This is a genomic window from Roseivirga sp. BDSF3-8, assembly GCF_041449215.1.
In the GTDB taxonomy this organism is placed as follows: Bacteria; Bacteroidota; Bacteroidia; order Cytophagales; family Cyclobacteriaceae; genus JBGNFV01.
In genome coordinates this window covers 502,289-517,713 of the sequence record NZ_JBGNFV010000001.1, presented here as the reverse complement: position 1 = coordinate 517,713, position 15,425 = coordinate 502,289, and the positions used below count along the sequence as shown (strand labels likewise).

11 protein-coding genes are annotated in these 15,425 nt (G+C 43.7%); 4 read left to right on the top strand and 7 right to left on the bottom strand.

Going from position 1 to position 15,425, the window contains the following annotated elements:
- Window positions 1-572: 572 nt before the first annotated feature.
- The 7 genes from AB9P05_RS02030 to AB9P05_RS02000 all read right to left on the bottom strand — a co-directional run bounded on the left by AB9P05_RS02030 (window position 573) and on the right by AB9P05_RS02000 (window position 7,906).
- Window positions 573-2,264, bottom strand: coding sequence for an alpha/beta hydrolase-fold protein (locus tag AB9P05_RS02030; RefSeq protein WP_371907148.1), 1,692 nt, complete (start codon window positions 2,262-2,264; stop codon window positions 573-575).
- A gap of 47 nt (window positions 2,265-2,311) precedes the next feature.
- A complete protein-coding gene (locus AB9P05_RS02025; protein ID WP_371907147.1) occupies window positions 2,312-3,085 on the bottom strand; it encodes a class I SAM-dependent methyltransferase in 774 nt (257 codons plus the stop codon).
- A gap of 2 nt (window positions 3,086-3,087) precedes the next feature.
- Window positions 3,088-4,224 (bottom strand): glycosyltransferase family 4 protein, encoded by a 1,137-nt coding sequence (locus AB9P05_RS02020; protein ID WP_371907146.1) that lies wholly within the window; start codon window positions 4,222-4,224, stop codon window positions 3,088-3,090.
- A gap of 37 nt (window positions 4,225-4,261) precedes the next feature.
- On the bottom strand, window positions 4,262-5,272 hold the full coding sequence (locus AB9P05_RS02015) for an NAD-dependent epimerase/dehydratase family protein (protein WP_371907145.1): 1,011 nt from the start codon (window positions 5,270-5,272) through the stop codon (window positions 4,262-4,264).
- Between the two features lie 47 nt (window positions 5,273-5,319).
- On the bottom strand, window positions 5,320-6,276 hold the full coding sequence (locus AB9P05_RS02010) for a glycosyltransferase family 2 protein (protein ID WP_371907144.1): 957 nt from the start codon (window positions 6,274-6,276) through the stop codon (window positions 5,320-5,322).
- A 132-nt stretch (window positions 6,277-6,408) separates the two neighbouring features.
- Complete coding sequence (locus AB9P05_RS02005) at window positions 6,409-7,521, bottom strand: sugar transferase (RefSeq protein ID WP_371907143.1); 1,113 nt, start codon at window positions 7,519-7,521, stop codon at window positions 6,409-6,411.
- Window positions 7,514-7,906: a response regulator transcription factor gene (locus tag AB9P05_RS02000; RefSeq protein WP_371907142.1), complete on the bottom strand. Its 393-nt coding sequence runs from the start codon at window positions 7,904-7,906 to the stop codon at window positions 7,514-7,516. The genes AB9P05_RS02005 and AB9P05_RS02000 overlap by 8 nt, the downstream gene beginning before the upstream one ends.
- A 1,065-nt stretch (window positions 7,907-8,971) precedes the next feature.
- Between AB9P05_RS02000 and AB9P05_RS01995 the strand changes: the two genes are divergently transcribed.
- The 4 genes from AB9P05_RS01995 to AB9P05_RS01980 are packed head-to-tail and all read left to right on the top strand — an operon-like array spanning window position 8,972 to window position 15,408.
- Entirely contained in the window at window positions 8,972-10,360 is a 1,389-nt protein-coding gene (locus AB9P05_RS01995; RefSeq protein WP_371907141.1) for a c-type cytochrome, read from the top strand.
- A 31-nt stretch (window positions 10,361-10,391) separates the two neighbouring features.
- Window positions 10,392-13,457, top strand: coding sequence for a TAT-variant-translocated molybdopterin oxidoreductase (locus AB9P05_RS01990; protein WP_371907140.1), 3,066 nt, complete (start codon window positions 10,392-10,394; stop codon window positions 13,455-13,457).
- A 50-nt stretch (window positions 13,458-13,507) separates the two neighbouring features.
- The gene (gene nrfD / locus AB9P05_RS01985) at window positions 13,508-14,881 is read left to right on the top strand and encodes an NrfD/PsrC family molybdoenzyme membrane anchor subunit (protein ID WP_371907139.1); all 1,374 of its coding nucleotides are present in this window, start codon (window positions 13,508-13,510) and stop codon (window positions 14,879-14,881) included.
- Window positions 14,882-14,883: 2 nt separating this feature from the next.
- Complete coding sequence (locus AB9P05_RS01980) at window positions 14,884-15,408, top strand: DUF3341 domain-containing protein (RefSeq protein WP_371907138.1); 525 nt, start codon at window positions 14,884-14,886, stop codon at window positions 15,406-15,408.
- Window positions 15,409-15,425 lie beyond the last annotated feature (17 nt).

The following is a 15,425-nucleotide window of genomic DNA, read 5'->3' as shown; positions in this document are numbered from 1 at the left end:
TCTGAGAAATATGCTAATAAAAAGACTTTTTACGCACAGTTTTGATGGTTTATGGGAGATATGTGAAAGTGGTTGTTTTGTTTTTTATTAAACCAACTATATCGGTCTATTGGAATAGTTCAATTTTTGAAAAGGATATAATTGGTTGGTAAAACCTAAAGGAAAATGTAAATAGTTATATAATTCATCAAATACCTGCAGATACCTGAGACATGATATTTGAAACTGGTCGGTAGCGTGTAGATGGAAAGGCGAAAAATGGAAAGAGATTAGGACCGGGCTTTGATGGTTAAGTCCGGTATTAAGCAGATAAGAACGTTTGCAGTATAAAAATCATAGGTACGTATTACCCCAGGGGATAGTAATTACCTAATGGAGAATGAACTCCATTCTAAAGCAAGAGAACTCAGGGTTATTTATTGAACAGACTGACAATAAGACTATTAAACACTATCAAATGTTTCTGAAAACCTGTAAAAATTAAATGCAAGTCCGGACATACATATCTGTTGGATAGCGTTTTTAAAATTGTACTATTTGCAGGTGATGTCAGGTAGAAAAAATATAAAAAATTATTCCTCACAGTTGTACATGAAGCTCGATAAGTCAAAATGATAGAGATTTCCCCCTATTACCTCATAGCTTACTTCGTCCGTAATGTAAATTTCAGTGTCATTTATAAAATCTATGCCCTCTTTCTGCGAAAAACCTCCTAATGAGATTTTTTGCAATGTTGCGGATGAGAATTTGTCTGGTTTAAAACAGGAAAGAAGAAAAAGCTTATCATACCCCAGCAGAGCAATATGGCTTTCATCCGGACTTATAGCCGCTCCGCCAAGCCAGGTTTCAAGCCTCATGTTCCCTCCCAGTGAGAGACTGTCAATAAGCTCGGCTTCATAATTACCCGGTATGGTTGGTATTTTGTAAATTTTTGTGATGCCACTATAAGGCACCGTCCTGTTTTTTGAGAATAAATAAAGGTGGTTTTTCAGATAAACCATTGCCTCCATATCATAATTCATCCTGGTACTATCCGGAGGAAATGCCTTTTGGTCAGGATACGTAAATTCTATTTTTTCGGCTGGAATCCGGCTGGATTCCTGTTCAGAAGGATTAGGGATCTTAAATACCTGTAAGGCTCTGCGATTATTGCGGTTGTTGCCAAAGTCGCCTATGTAGACATTGCCCCGATCATCCCTGGCCAGATCTTCCCAGTCCAGATTGAAGGCATTGGTTATAATTTTCATGTCTACTACATTCCCAAGCGTGTCAGTCAGGTATAGTACCGGCTGCCCCCCGCTATCATTGTGAGACCAAATCCGGTTAGGGCTTTCCACCCACAATCCTGAAGTTTCTTTTAATGCTGCCGGTAAGGTTGCTACTTTCTGCAGGCGGGGGCTCGCCTGCTTTGGTGGCTGCGGTCGTTTTTTTTCAGTGTTTAGTGAAGCCGCACCTTTCTTTTCTGTATTACTGACCTTCAGTGAATGTTGTAGTAGCCACTCATACACGTTAGGTGCCTGTACCGAATGGGTAGGGTCGTAAGCTTTAGTCCAGCTATCATGCCCTGTATTTTCATAAACGGTATAGTTTACCACACTCCTACCTTGGCAAGCCCTGAGAGCTTTCACCATAGAATTGTCCCTGCTTACAGGGATTACCCGGTCATTCTCACCGTGAAAAGCCCATACCGCAACTTCGCCTTCGGCAATTTTGCACGCCTTGGCAGGATTTCCCCATCCCGATACCGGTGCTATGGCAGCCACCTTAGGTGGTGAGTTTCTGTCATCAAAACCGTAGCGCCAGGTGCCATTTCCGCCCATACTTAGCCCTGTCAGATAAATGCGTGTCTCATCTACCCTGTACGTGCTGGTAATATGTGTAATTAATTCATCAATAGACCTCATCGACCAGCCGTTTGCCTCTTCAGAAAGCTGTGGGCTTACTACTAAATAGGAGTACTCTTTACCTTCTACCTCAAATCTCATGTTGTGCCCCTTTTCTATCCACATCGGGGGGCCATATGCTTTTATTTTTTGCAGGTCTGCTGCAGATCCGTTCCCCTTTTCATCTATACCATGTAGAAATACCAGTAGGGGATAGCGTACCTCTGTAGTACTATAATTCTCCGGCAAGTGCAGCAGATAACCCGTTCCCCCAGGCGATCTTTTAGCTACCTGCTGAGCACTCACGCTAAAAAAAGAAATCGCGAGCAGCAGAAGAATGGCTCCTGATACCCGCGAATAAACGGTTTTACGATGTGTCATATGTAGTTAACGGCCCCTCTTAATCAGATGATGCATTCCGTCAATTATTATTTCTTTACCCAGATTGTCTGAAATCCTCCTACCATACTGTGGGGTAGCTTATCAGCTATCGCACAATCCAGACGCTGTAAAGCATGAATTCTTTTACTTAAAAATGAATAGGGAAAGATATCCTCCATCCAGTCAGCATGGCCAAACTCTATTATCTTAAAGCCATTATTATCAGCCATATGGTACAAATCTGCATGAGAGAAGAACTGAATATGATCCAGGTTATCTGCATCCGATTGTACAGTAGTACCCGAGTAGCCTAGCATCTTCTTCACTCCATTCGTGATTTTCCACATTACGCCGTCTCCGCTACGCATCTTCTGCATCGGTTTCGTCATGAGTACCTCTCGCGGACCTTTGCCGTTGGGCACTGTCACGATAAGAATACCATTATCTGCTAGCAGACTGTACAGAGTCTTAACCAGGTTTTCAGGTTTTTCCAGGTGCTCAAGTACCTCACTGCAGATTACAGCATTATATGTTTTTCCATCAGCTACAAGTTGCTCTGCGCTGATCACGTCAAAGCGTACGTTAGCAAATGTATTCGTTTCTTTGGCTTTTTTGATCGCTTTATCGCTTACATCCACCCCCTGAACCATGTAACCAAGGCCACCGAGCTGGATGCTGATATTTCCATTACCACAGCCTACATCAAGCACTTTCCCCGTGTCAGGAATATGCCGGCGAAGATTTTTGACAATAAAATCGACTCTTTTGAGGTCCACCGCCCGGGTATAGCGGGTAAAGTTCTTTTCAGCTATAGCTTCCATTTTTAAACGGGTATTTGGTGCATACTTTTATACACAGATAAGACCTGCTCGGCAGTGCTTGTCCAGTTGAACTCAGAAGCGCGATTCAGTCCTTTTGTTATTAATTCTGTTCGTAATGCCTCGTCCTCGTGCATTTTGACCATTTGGCTGGCAATACTGTCCGGTTTAAAGGGATCAGAGAGTAGCGCAGCACTTCCTGCCACTTCAGGCATTGACGAAGTATCACTGGTGATAACCGGGGTGCCACAAGCCATAGCTTCCAGTATCGGCATACCGAAACTTTCCCGCAGACTCGGGTAAAGGAAGAACGTCGCCATACTGTATACATAGGGTAGCTGGTCAAAAGCTATGTAGTCCTTCAGATGTAATTTGTCACGCAGATGGCGTGCACCCATTTCCTGAAGCAACTTTTCAATGAAGGCAGGCTCAATATCTGTTATAACCATTGGAAGAGGATCCGAAACCTGGTTACAATAGGAAACATACGCCTTCAGGGCACCTATGGTGTTTTTTTTCGGAGCAGTATTCCCGAATAGAAGAATAAAATCCTCTGGCAGGTCATATGTCTTTCTGATACCGGCCAGTTGCTCCTCATCATCAATCTTTCTGAATTTTCTGTTAATGGCATTATAAACCACTTCTACTTTATCTTCAGGCAGGTCCAACCTGGCTATGATCTTCTCCTTTTCAAAATGGGATACAGTCAGCACCTTTTCACACTTGCCTACTATTCTTGGGACGACATAACGCCGGTAAAGATTACCGAAGTTTTGGTAGGCAGTTCCTTTAAAGCTGACAGATTCCAGGTAAATGATATCGTGCAGGGTAAGCACCATGGGCACCCCTGTCATAAGAGGAGCTGTATTACATGTGCAGTGTAGCACATCCAATTTGTACCTGGAAGCTGCCTTAGGTAAATTTATCTGCTCCCAGATAGGGTAGGAAGCACTTGGAATGGTGACTATCTCAAAGTTTTCAGTAGGCGTGAGGCAATCGGAGTCCTCATCTTCTTTAACAAAGATAAAGTACTCGTTTTCACGGTCTATTTCCTGCAGGTGGCGAATTACCTCCAGTGCCACCACCTCCATTCCGTGTTTCTTTTTTCTAAAAAGCCTCTGTGCCTCTATCCCTATCCTCATAAGAAGTATAAAGGGCACCCAGTGGTGCCCCGTTTAATTATTTTACGGCTACTTTCTTTTTGTCCCAGCCATCAGGCAGGTTTTTCATGATTTCGATGTTATCGAACTCTTTACTCTGGCGTGCGCCTACCTCTTTAGCCCAGTCCACCATCTTTCTGATTCCATCACGAAGCGTAACTGCCTCGCCAAGGCCAAAAGTTTGATGTACTTTGCTGTGATCAGAATAAGCGTGGACTACCTCCTTGCGTGCTTCCAGATGGCGAACGTCAGGAGTTACGCCAAATTCCTCAGAGACAACTTCCGCAAGTTCCAATACCGTATAAGGCTTATCCGCACCTACATTAAATACTTGGTTATAAGCTTCCTTAACATCTACTGAGCGGCTTATGATAGGGGCCACATCATCAATGTAGCTAAATGCGCGCGTTTGCTTTCCATCTCCAAATACCGTCATAGGCTTATCCTGCATGATTTGGTTCATGAAGATACCAATCACATTCCGGTATTTATCCCCGATATTCTGGTTTTCACCATATACATTATGAGGCCTGAATACTACATAGTTAAGGCCAAACATATGGTGCGCGGCCTTCAGGTCAAGTTCAACAGCGTATTTAGCCACACCATACGGGTCTTCGGGCTGTGGTACCATGTCTTCTGTCATGGGTAGCTGACCCGGACCGTATACTGCAATTGAGGAAGTGAAGACAAAACACTTTACATTATGCTTGACCGACTCATTGATCAGGTTCATGCTTCCGATCAGGTTGTTATTATAGTTAAACCTGCGGATAAAGTGCGATAAACCTTCTGCAGCATAGGCTGCCAGGTGATAAACATAATCAAACTTGTACTCGTCAAATAGCTTGGTAAGCAGTTCGTGGTCTGTAATAGAACCTTCAACAAAAGTAGCTCCCGCAGGGAGATGGTCCTTGAAACCACCACTCAGATCGTCCAACACCACCACTTCATGGCCCATATTCAGGCAATGCCGTGCTACATGAGAACCTATGAAGCCGGCTCCACCGGTCACGAGTGATCTAGCCATAATACGTTTTTATTTAGAATTTAGTAAAGAGTCACAAAAATGAGAAATCAAACCTGGGGTACGGGAGAAACTTCCCTGATAGGGTAGTCATCTGCCAGCATGCCCTGTTCGTAAGGTTTGTGATTAAAGTGCCAGAATATTCCTTTAGCAAATGATTTGAGATGTTGCCACTGCCCTTTAATCGTGTATTTTAAAATTGATTTTGGAATTACCAGTAAAGTCAGGAAGAGGAAAAAGCCCAGAAATTCCGTGCCGCTGCTATGTCTTCGCATATACAGGATACGGTTTCGGGTATGATAATATGCCTTAAGCGGGCTTTCTTTACCCATTGTTATCGATTCCTTATGGACGATGGATGCTTTGGGCTGGTAGATGATTTTATAGCCTGCTTTACGGATGCGGGCAGACCAGTCAAGCTCTTCATAATAAATGAAGAACATATCAGCGAACATGCCTGTCTTTTCTATCACCTCTTTTTTTACCAGCATGGCGGCACCATGTGCGTAAAACGTCTCGTTTTGCACTTCGTACTGCCCCATTTCCTTTTCCTGGTTACCTATGCATTCATTTCGCCCGGTAATAGGATTGACCTTCGTAAAACCGGCAAACTGGATCAGTTCCTGATCTTCGTAGTAATAAATCTTTGGACTAACCACACCCACTTCTGGGTCTTGCGCAAAAGGTTCTAGTAACCGCTCCAGCAAATCTCCGCCAACTTCGGTGTCATTATTTACAATGAACATATAGTCTCCACGGGCTGCGCGCATAGCTATGTTATTACCGCCTGTAAAGCCATAGTTCTTATCGGTGACAATAAGCCGAACCTCTGGATACCGGTTGGTAATAACTTCAGTTGGATCTGTCTTGGAAGCATTGTCCACCATCACAATCTCAAAATTGGGATAAGTAAGCGACCTGGTAGATTCCAGGAACTCACAGGTTACCTCCAATTGATTATAGTTAAGGATGATGAGTGAAATCAGAGGGTAAGTTTGTTCTTCCATTGCCATTTCGTTAACCCGTACCGGATTTAGCATGGGCAAGGCACAATGGCCTTTCCCATAACTTATAGTCTAAAAATTAAGAAAAAATAGCGAAATTTTAAGGGATATGATAGTTCTGCGTTCTGCTGGCAATCAGACAGATTCTTTTTGCCACAGTGCAGGGATAGTTTTAAGTATAAGTTTCATGTCCATCCAGAACGAACTATGATTAGCATAAGCCACGTCAAGCTCTTTTCTTTCTCGTTCAGACATTTCTTTTCGTCCACGCTTAGTAACCTGCCAAAGACCGGTGATGCCTGCAGGTGCGAGGAAACGCTTGCTCCACAGATCAGTGGTTAGCATTTCTGCTTCGTACAGAGGTAGCGGGCGATTGCCTACAATAGACATGTCTCCTTTCAGGACGTTGATTAACTGGGGAATTTCATCCAGACTGGTATTACGCAGGAACTTACCCAAACGAGTTACCCGGGGGTCATTGTCAATCTTTACAAAGGATGATTTACCACCGTACTGATTAAACTTTACCAGCTTTTGAAGTTCTGCATCAGCATTCTCACGCATGCTTCGGAACTTATAAAAATCAAATACCTGGTATCCACTGCCAGCACGTTTGCTTACATAAAACACCTTACCTCTTGACTCCAGCTTGATCATTAAAGCTATCAATAGCATGACAGGAAGAGCAAAAAGCAATGCAGTACCTGACACGATCACATCAAACAGCCTTTTGGCAATAGGCATTTTATATTGCTGGTCAGGGCCGACAGGAATTTGGTTCATCCGCTGCTTCTTCAGGTCCTGAAGAAATAGAATGCGATTATGAATGTCTTCCGGATTATCTGTTATAGAGTAGAAGTCATCTATCCCCTTTTTAAGGGCATTTACCTTTTCCTCATTATTGCATTTTTCCGATACAATAATGAAAGGTATTTGACTTAGCCGTGCGTGGTCTTTTAGTTTATCAAAAAGACTGAAGGCATCGCCATTAGAAAGCTTAAGGTCGCAAAGAATTGCATCCGGAAGCTCAGTAGCGGATAGCATACGATTCTCCAACCATGAATATGCCTTGGCAGGGTCGCTTAAAAAGATGCAGTTGTAATTATAGTCAGTAAGGCTTTCGCATACGAAACGCCCGCTATTACCCACAAACAACAGCTTACGCTGTGATTCTCCTACAGACTTGGATAGGGAAGGGGATACCTTAACCGTAGGGGAGGCTGTATCATTTCCTTCTATCTTAAACATGATTATAGTCTTTTTCTTCTGGGATGGTATTATATATCTTTTCTACCAGCTCGTCGAATTTGAATGGTTTAACCAGATAAGTAACCGCTCCGAGGTCCAGACATTTCTGTTTAACCTCCTCGCGATCCATACCAGTAAGCATAATGATAGGTATATCTCTGAAGAAACCACTTTTCTTGCAGTTCTTGAGAAACTCAAAGCCATCCAGTCTCGGCATTCCCAAATCGGCTATAATCAGATCAGGAACATTTCCTTCCTGTAGCCAGAACATGGCTTCCATGCCATCTTTCATTGTACTTATCTTGAAGCCTTTTTTCTTCAGATAAAGCTCAAGCAGCGTTCTGAGGCTATCATCGTCATCTATGATCAGTAAATGTTTGCTCATTAGAATCGGTTTTCTGTTTGTTCGTGTAAGAGATCACTTAGTCGTGCTCAATTTTTGGGCCTAGCTGCATGTACCTATTAAGGTAAACATTATTCAGGAAAATTACCGAAAAACTAAGTTTCAGGTTAAAAAATCAATAATGATCGAACTGCAATTTTAGTTCTTTTTTAGTCAGAAAAGTAACCTTTGATTTTAAGGAACTTTTAAAAAATAATTTAGCTAAGCATTAAGTCATTGATAAACAGATAAGTACAAGTTAATTGGCTTTATCTGCCCATAATCACCGGTTAAATCACATTTTTCAGCGTAACATTCATTCCATTACAGCCAGTAATAAAAGGCTGACTAGAAATTCAGATGACGGAATCTTAAGGTTGTGTTTACAATTGTAAATGTAAGTTTTTTTGATTTTTCGTAAAAACAAAAATATAGAAAAAATAGAAAAACTTGTAAAATTACAATAATTAACCTGGGTTACTTGAGTTAGAATTGCTTGAAAACCATCAATTTAAACATGTTGAACCATAGAGGCTGTGCAAAATCCTTAACCGTCGTGCAATAATTAAAAAATCAAAATTTAGCGCCTGAAGTACTTGATCTTGCTGTAAGTCAGTGCTCTCGACATCATTAAACATCATTCAAAAAAATCGACGAGGATGTTTCGTAGTACTAATACGTATAAGAGGCCAATTGTTTCAATTTTTCAGCGCAAACTGAATCTAATTTTTATAATCCTTTCATTTTCAGGTAAAATACTTTTAAAACCCTTCATTTGGTAATAATTACATACACCTCAGCACCCCTGGTGATTAGCCTGTACTATTTACCCCCTTTCCAATTCGTTCCTGATGCTTGGTATTTATAACCATTCTAAATTGAAACCTCTTAACTCTTCCAAATCTTGGATTCTCTTCATTTTGGCCCAAATTGCCCGAATACGAACATTGGCTACTTCCCATGTTCTAAAATGGGAAAAACAGATGTTTGAAATAAACTTATCCCATAGTACATTTGTGCCGATTTTGAAGGGGTTTGACTTCTGAAATGCGAAAAAAAGAGAATACCATGTCGAAAAGAAGTTCGGGAATACGCCGTATTCTTACACTTATATTTATAGGCGTATTTTTATCGTCGGTATGCAGCACTGAAGTGTGGGCGCAGGATGCCGACACTACGGGTACCGATACTGAGTCAGCCGAGGCAGGCGACAGTACTGCTACCGATGCTGGAGACAGCGCTGCTGCCAGCGATGAGGCTGCAGCAGGAGGTGCCGAGGGCATTCCTACTAGCGATGAAGCCATTGCGTCCGGTCAGGAATTGTTCGAAAACAACTGTACGGTTTGCCATGCAGTAGATGCTCAGGTAGTAGGACCTGCACTGAAAGGTGTAACGGAAAGAAGGCCTCTTCCCTGGTTACTCAGCTTTATCAAGAACTCTCAAAAGGTAATACAGAGCGGTGATGATTATGCTGTAAACCTGTATAATGAGTACAATAAAACTCAGATGCCTTCCTTTGCTTTCTCCGATGAGCAGATTACCAATATTCTGGCTTATGTTCAGGCAAAAAGCAATGAAGCTCCTGCGGGTGGAGGTACTGGTCCTCAAGGTCCGGGTGAAGAGCAGATAACAAACGATCAACCTACCGTTGCCTCCGAATACCTTGTAGCTATTTTCATCGGTCTTCTTATCGTACTTGTACTCATACTATTCGTACTCGTACTTATTATCAATATCCTCACCAGATACCTTAACGACCGTGAAGGTCTCGATGAGGATGATCATGAAGTGATCAATCAGCGTTTCGACGCCAAGAAGCTTGTCACCAGCAAAGGCTTTATTGGTATTGTGGTATTCCTGTTTGCTGCTATAGCATTGAAAGGAGCTGTAGACGGACTTTTCTCGGTCGGTATACAGGAAGGCTATCAGCCACGTCAGCCTATTGCTTTCTCGCATAAATTACACGCCGGACAGTACGAGATAGACTGTAACTACTGCCACACCGGCGTAAGGCTAAGTAAGTCCGCAAATATTCCTTCAGCCAATATTTGTATGAACTGTCACAATGCTATTAAGACCAACTCTCCTGAGATACAGAAAATTTATGCTGCCCTGGATTACACGCCAGGTGAAGGGTACGGTCCTAATAAGCAGCCAATTGAATGGGTAAGGGTTCACAACCTGCCTGATTTGGCCTACTTCAACCACTCGCAGCACGTAGCTGTAGGAAACATAGAATGCGAAACCTGTCATGGTGAGATCAAAGAGATGGAAGTTGTTTATCAGGCAGCTCCTTTGACCATGGGATGGTGTATCAATTGCCACCGCGAAACTGATGTTAATGCAAAAGGCAATGAGTACTACGATAAGTTGGTAGAGATTCACGCAGAGAAGAGTTCCGAGCCTATGAGAGTTCAGGACATCGGTGGTCTCGAATGTTCTAAGTGCCACTATTAATGTATTCGCGAATCTGTTTTACTGAAAGGAAATGAAGAGTAATAAGAAAATATACTGGAAGGGATTCGAAGAGCTTAAAAACGATCCCGAATACGTAAAGCGTGCCGACAGAGAGTTTCCGGATTACCTTCCTATCAACTCTAAAAATGATAACGGAGGTACATCCCGCAGGGACTTCCTGAAACTTATGGGATTTGGTATTGCCGCTGCGTCACTGGCTTCCTGCGAGGCACCTGTACGTAAGGCTATCCCTTATCTTAACAAGCCCGTTGATGTGGATCCAGGCGTAGCCAACTATTACGCTTCCACCTACTATAATAACGGTGATACTGTTTCTATAGTAGTAAAAACAAGAGAAGGCCGCCCCATTAAAATCGAGGGGAATAAGTTATCCAAGATTACCCAGGGAGGTACATCTGCCCAGGTGGAGGCAAGTGTGCTGTCTCTGTATGATAACACCAGGCTTCAGGAGCCTGTAAAAATGGCCGGCGATAAAGTTACAAAAGCAGAGAGCGTTACAGATTTTGACCGTGAAATCATCAATGCACTTCGTAATGCTTCCGGCACCATTTACCTGGTAAGCAATACCATTGCCAGCCCTACAACAAAAAAGGCGATAAGCGATTTTATAGCTCAGTATCCAAACGTACGTCACGTACAGTACGATCCTATTTCTGCAGAGGGAATGCTTAAGGCAAATGAAAGATCCCTTGGAGAGCGAATAATTCCTTCTTATGACTTCAGCCAGGCAGAAGTCATAGTCAGCCTTGGCGCCGACTTCCTTGGTACATGGCTATCACCTGTTGAGTTTAACAAGCAGTATAGCAAGACAAGAAAACTCGGTAAAGACAAGAAGAAAATGTCTCGTCACTTCCAGTTCGAGACTGTTATGACACTTTCCGGTGCCAATGCTGATTATCGCACACCAATTAAACCAAGTGAAGAGGGAGCAGTGGCTGCCGCTCTTTACCAGATGATCAGCGGAGGTAAGACAGATACTAATTATCCTTTCCTGAAGAAAGCTGCTGATGAACTTCGCGCTGCCCGCGGTAAATCATTAGTAGTTAGTGGTTCTAACGATCCTGATGTGCAGGAGATAGTTAATGCTATCAATACCACACTGGGTAACTACGGCACTACACTCAATACGGCATCCCCACTTATGGGACGTCAGGGTAATGATGCTGAAATGAGCCGCTTCATTGATGCAGCCGGAAGCGGTAGAGCAGGAGGCGTTATCTTTATGAACGCTAACCCTGTATACGATCACCCTATGGGAGCTAAGCTTGCAACCGCACTGGGTAAGATAAAATTCAGCCTTTCTACTAATTTTAAGCTTGACGAAACGGCCTCATTGTGCCAGTACGTTGTTCCTGATAACCACTTCCTGGAGTCATGGAATGATGCGGAGCCTAAGAAAGGTTACTATAGCCTTTGTCAGCCTGCTATCACTCCTATCTTCAAAACCCGTCAGGCTCAGGAAAGCCTGCTTGTTTGGGCAGGACAGCCTTCACCTAATTACTTTAACTATCTGCAGCAAAACTGGCAGGGTGGAACAATGGCCTCTCTTGGTGGGGCCAGCTTCCAGGAAGGCTGGGACATGGCATTGTACAATGGCGTAGTAGAGCCTGAAACTACACCCACGGGTGGGCCTGTGCCTTCAGCGAATGTCTCAGGTGCAATCTCCCGTGTAAGAAGTAAAAAAGGTAGTGGAACAGAGCTGGCTGTGTATGCTAAAACAGCCATTGGTTCAGGGTCACAGGCAAATAACCCATGGTTGCAGGAAATGCCTGATCCCATTTCTAAAGCTACGTGGGATAATTACCTTACTGTTTCCATGAGCATGGCGAAGGAACTGGGGATTACGATAAATGATAACGAAACCACCCTTGTAAAACTTACCGCCAACGGTATCGAGTATACACTCCCTGCGCTTATCCAGCCCGGACAGGCAAAAGGTACCGTAGGCCTGGCCTTAGGATATGGCCGTACAGCCGCTGGTAAAGTGGCCAATGGGGTAGGGGTCAATGCCTATCCTCTACTTACCGTTAAAGACTCTTTTGTAAACTATAACCTGAATGGCGTAGAGGTACAGAATCTTGAAGAAAGCTATACCCTCGCCCTGACTCAGACTCACCAGACCTTTATGGGACGTGAGACAGTCATTCAGGAAACCATACTTTCAAGGTACAAGCAAGATCCTTCTGAAGGAAGATACAATCCTATGATTGCTACTTCTGAAGGGCCAACTGATCCTGATAACATCTCCCTGTGGAAAGGACATAAATACCCTAATCATCACTGGGGCCTTGTTGTCGACATGAACTCCTGTACAGGTTGTGGCTCTTGTACCATTGCCTGCCAGGCTGAGAATAACGTACCTGTTGTAGGGCGCGAAGAGGTGATCAACCGGCGCGAAATGCACTGGATCCGTATTGATCGCTACTACAGCAGTTCAGCTGAAACAGATGATCTTGAAGCAATGGAGCAGGCCGCTGAGAATCCTGATGTGGTATTCCAGCCTATGATGTGTCAGCATTGTAATAACGCTCCTTGTGAAACTGTATGTCCCGTAGTAGCTACTACGCACAGTACAGAAGGTCTTAACCAAATGACCTACAACCGCTGTATCGGTACACGTTATTGTGCTAACAACTGCCCTTACAAAGTTCGTCGTTTCAACTGGTTCAAATACCACGACAACGATCAGTTCGCTGATGTTAACACATCGATGAACGGTATGCTCGGACGTATGGTGCTTAACCCTGACGTGACTGTACGTGCCCGTGGTGTCATGGAGAAATGCAGCATGTGCGTGCAGCGTATTCAGGCCGGTAAGCTTGAAGCGAAAAAGCAGGGACGCAGACCGGTGGATGGAGACGTTAGTACTGCCTGTGCTGCTTCCTGTCCTGCGGATGCATTGATCTTTGGCGACATGAATGATCCTGAGAGCGCGATCAGCCAGGCTCTTCGTGAAGATAATCGCGAACGTGCTTACCATGTTCTTGAAGAAATTCGTACGCAGCCTAACGTTTACTACCTGACTAAGGTACGTAACAAGGACGAAAACGATTATAAAGAACCGGCCACTGTATAAGCAAGCCATAGAGTTCAATTTGGAATTATTGAAGACTTTCTGATATACAAATGCAAGTTACTTCACCCGTAAGAGACCCCTTGGTTACCGGCGGCAAAACGCTACACGACATTACAAATGATGTGTGCCGCCAGGTAGAAGGAAAGCCCACTTTACCCTGGATGGGAGGCATGGCCATTGCCCTCGGAGCCCTTTCAATAGGTGCCTATGCTTTGGTTATGACCCTCTGGGATGGTATCGGAATGTGGGGATTGAATAAAACTGTTGGATGGGCCTGGGATATCACCAACTTCGTTTGGTGGGTTGGTATCGGTCACGCTGGTACCCTTATTTCGGCCGTACTCCTTCTATTCAGACAGAAGTGGAGAACATCTATTAACCGGGCCGCTGAAGCTATGACAATCTTCGCGGTAATCTGTGCCGCCATGTTCCCGGTGATTCACATGGGACGTCCGTGGCTGGGTTTCTACTGGGCGCTTCCTCTCCCAAATGCCTTCGGGCCTCTGTGGGTTAACTTTAACTCACCACTTCTTTGGGACGTGTTTGCGATCAGCACCTATTTCAGTGTGTCACTTGTATTCTGGTATATCGGCCTTGTTCCTGACTTTGCTACCATTCGTGACCGGGCGACTAATAAGATTTCAAAAATTGCATATGGTGCCCTTAGTCTTGGCTGGGTAGGTGGGGCTAAGGCCTGGGAGCGATACGAAGCTGTATCACTTATCCTGGCTGGTGTTGCCACCCCGCTTGTACTGTCAGTACACACTATTGTATCCTTTGACTTTGCTACTTCCGTAATTCCAGGATGGCATACTACCATTTTCCCTCCTTACTTCGTAGCAGGGGCTATCTTCTCAGGGTTTGCCATGGTACTTACGCTTATGCTTATCACCCGCCATGTGTTTAAGCTTAAGAATTACATTACCATGACCCATATTGAATTGATGAATATCATCATCATCATTACCGGGTCTATAGTAGGTATTGCGTATATCACTGAGTTTTTTATTGCCTGGTATTCAGGAGTACCTTACGAGCAGTATGCATTCATTAACAGGGCTACGGGGCCTTACTGGTGGGCGTACTGGAGTATGATGACATGTAACGTGATTTCTCCTCAGCTTTTCTGGATTAAGAAAATCAGAACGAGCATCGTTGCCACATTCATCCTCTCTATCATTGTAAATATTGGTATGTGGTTCGAGCGTTTCGTGATCATTGTTACCTCATTGCACAGAGATTACCTTCCCTCAAGCTGGGCGATGTTCTACCCTACATTCTATGACATAGGTGTATACCTCTTTACATTCGGACTGTTCTTTACCCTGTTCCTGGCATTTGCCAAGTTCTTCCCGGTGATCAACATGGCAGAGGTTAAATCTATATTGAGGTCTTCATCTGAAAAGCAACCAATCAGGAGATAATCATGGAAAGCGGTAAAAATTATATACTAGGAATTTTTGACGACGAAGACATCCTTTTAAAAGGTGTCAAAAGTGTGCGCGAAGCCGGCGTTAAGATAGAGGAAGTATTTACTCCTTATCCCGTCCATGGCCTGGAGCATGCTTTAGGGTATAAGCGGAGCAAATTGCCTGTAGTAGCCTTCCTTTTTGGTTTGTTAGGTACTACACTTGCTCTCACCATGCAGTTCTTCATGATGAAGATTGACTGGCCAATGATTATTGGTGGTAAAGACTTTGCTCCCCTGCCTACCTTCATCCCTGTTACATTTGAGCTTACCGTTCTCCTGGCCTCTTTTGGCATGGTAGGTACGTTCTTTGTTATTTCTAATCTTAAGCCCTGGGCACAGCCTAAGGTATTTGACGTTAGAAGTACCGATGATAAAATGGTGATGGCAGTAGACCTTTCTACTAATAAGACCGATTTGAGTAAGATTAAAGAAGTCCTGAAAGGTGCCGGAGCCATTGAGGTAAATGAAAAATCGTTTTGAGAAGAATCAAGAGTTTG

Bases quoted from the DNA above. Each gene is read 5' to 3' on its own strand.
- AB9P05_RS02030 (WP_371907148.1), bottom strand. From the start codon at position 2,264: ATGACACATCGTAAAACCGTTTATTCGCGGGTATCAGGAGCCATTCTT.
- AB9P05_RS02025 (WP_371907147.1), bottom strand. From the start codon at position 3,085: ATGGAAGCTATAGCTGAAAAGAACTTTACCCGCTATACCCGGGCGGTG.
- AB9P05_RS02020 (WP_371907146.1), bottom strand. From the start codon at position 4,224: ATGAGGATAGGGATAGAGGCACAGAGGCTTTTTAGAAAAAAGAAACAC.
- AB9P05_RS02015 (WP_371907145.1), bottom strand. From the start codon at position 5,272: ATGGCTAGATCACTCGTGACCGGTGGAGCCGGCTTCATAGGTTCTCAT.
- AB9P05_RS02010 (WP_371907144.1), bottom strand. From the start codon at position 6,276: ATGGAAGAACAAACTTACCCTCTGATTTCACTCATCATCCTTAACTAT.
- AB9P05_RS02005 (WP_371907143.1), bottom strand. From the start codon at position 7,521: ATGTTTAAGATAGAAGGAAATGATACAGCCTCCCCTACGGTTAAGGTA.
- AB9P05_RS02000 (WP_371907142.1), bottom strand. From the start codon at position 7,906: ATGAGCAAACATTTACTGATCATAGATGACGATGATAGCCTCAGAACG.
- AB9P05_RS01995 (WP_371907141.1), top strand. From the start codon at position 8,972: ATGTCGAAAAGAAGTTCGGGAATACGCCGTATTCTTACACTTATATTT.
- AB9P05_RS01990 (WP_371907140.1), top strand. From the start codon at position 10,392: ATGAAGAGTAATAAGAAAATATACTGGAAGGGATTCGAAGAGCTTAAA.
- nrfD (WP_371907139.1), top strand. From the start codon at position 13,508: ATGCAAGTTACTTCACCCGTAAGAGACCCCTTGGTTACCGGCGGCAAA.
- AB9P05_RS01980 (WP_371907138.1), top strand. From the start codon at position 14,884: ATGGAAAGCGGTAAAAATTATATACTAGGAATTTTTGACGACGAAGAC.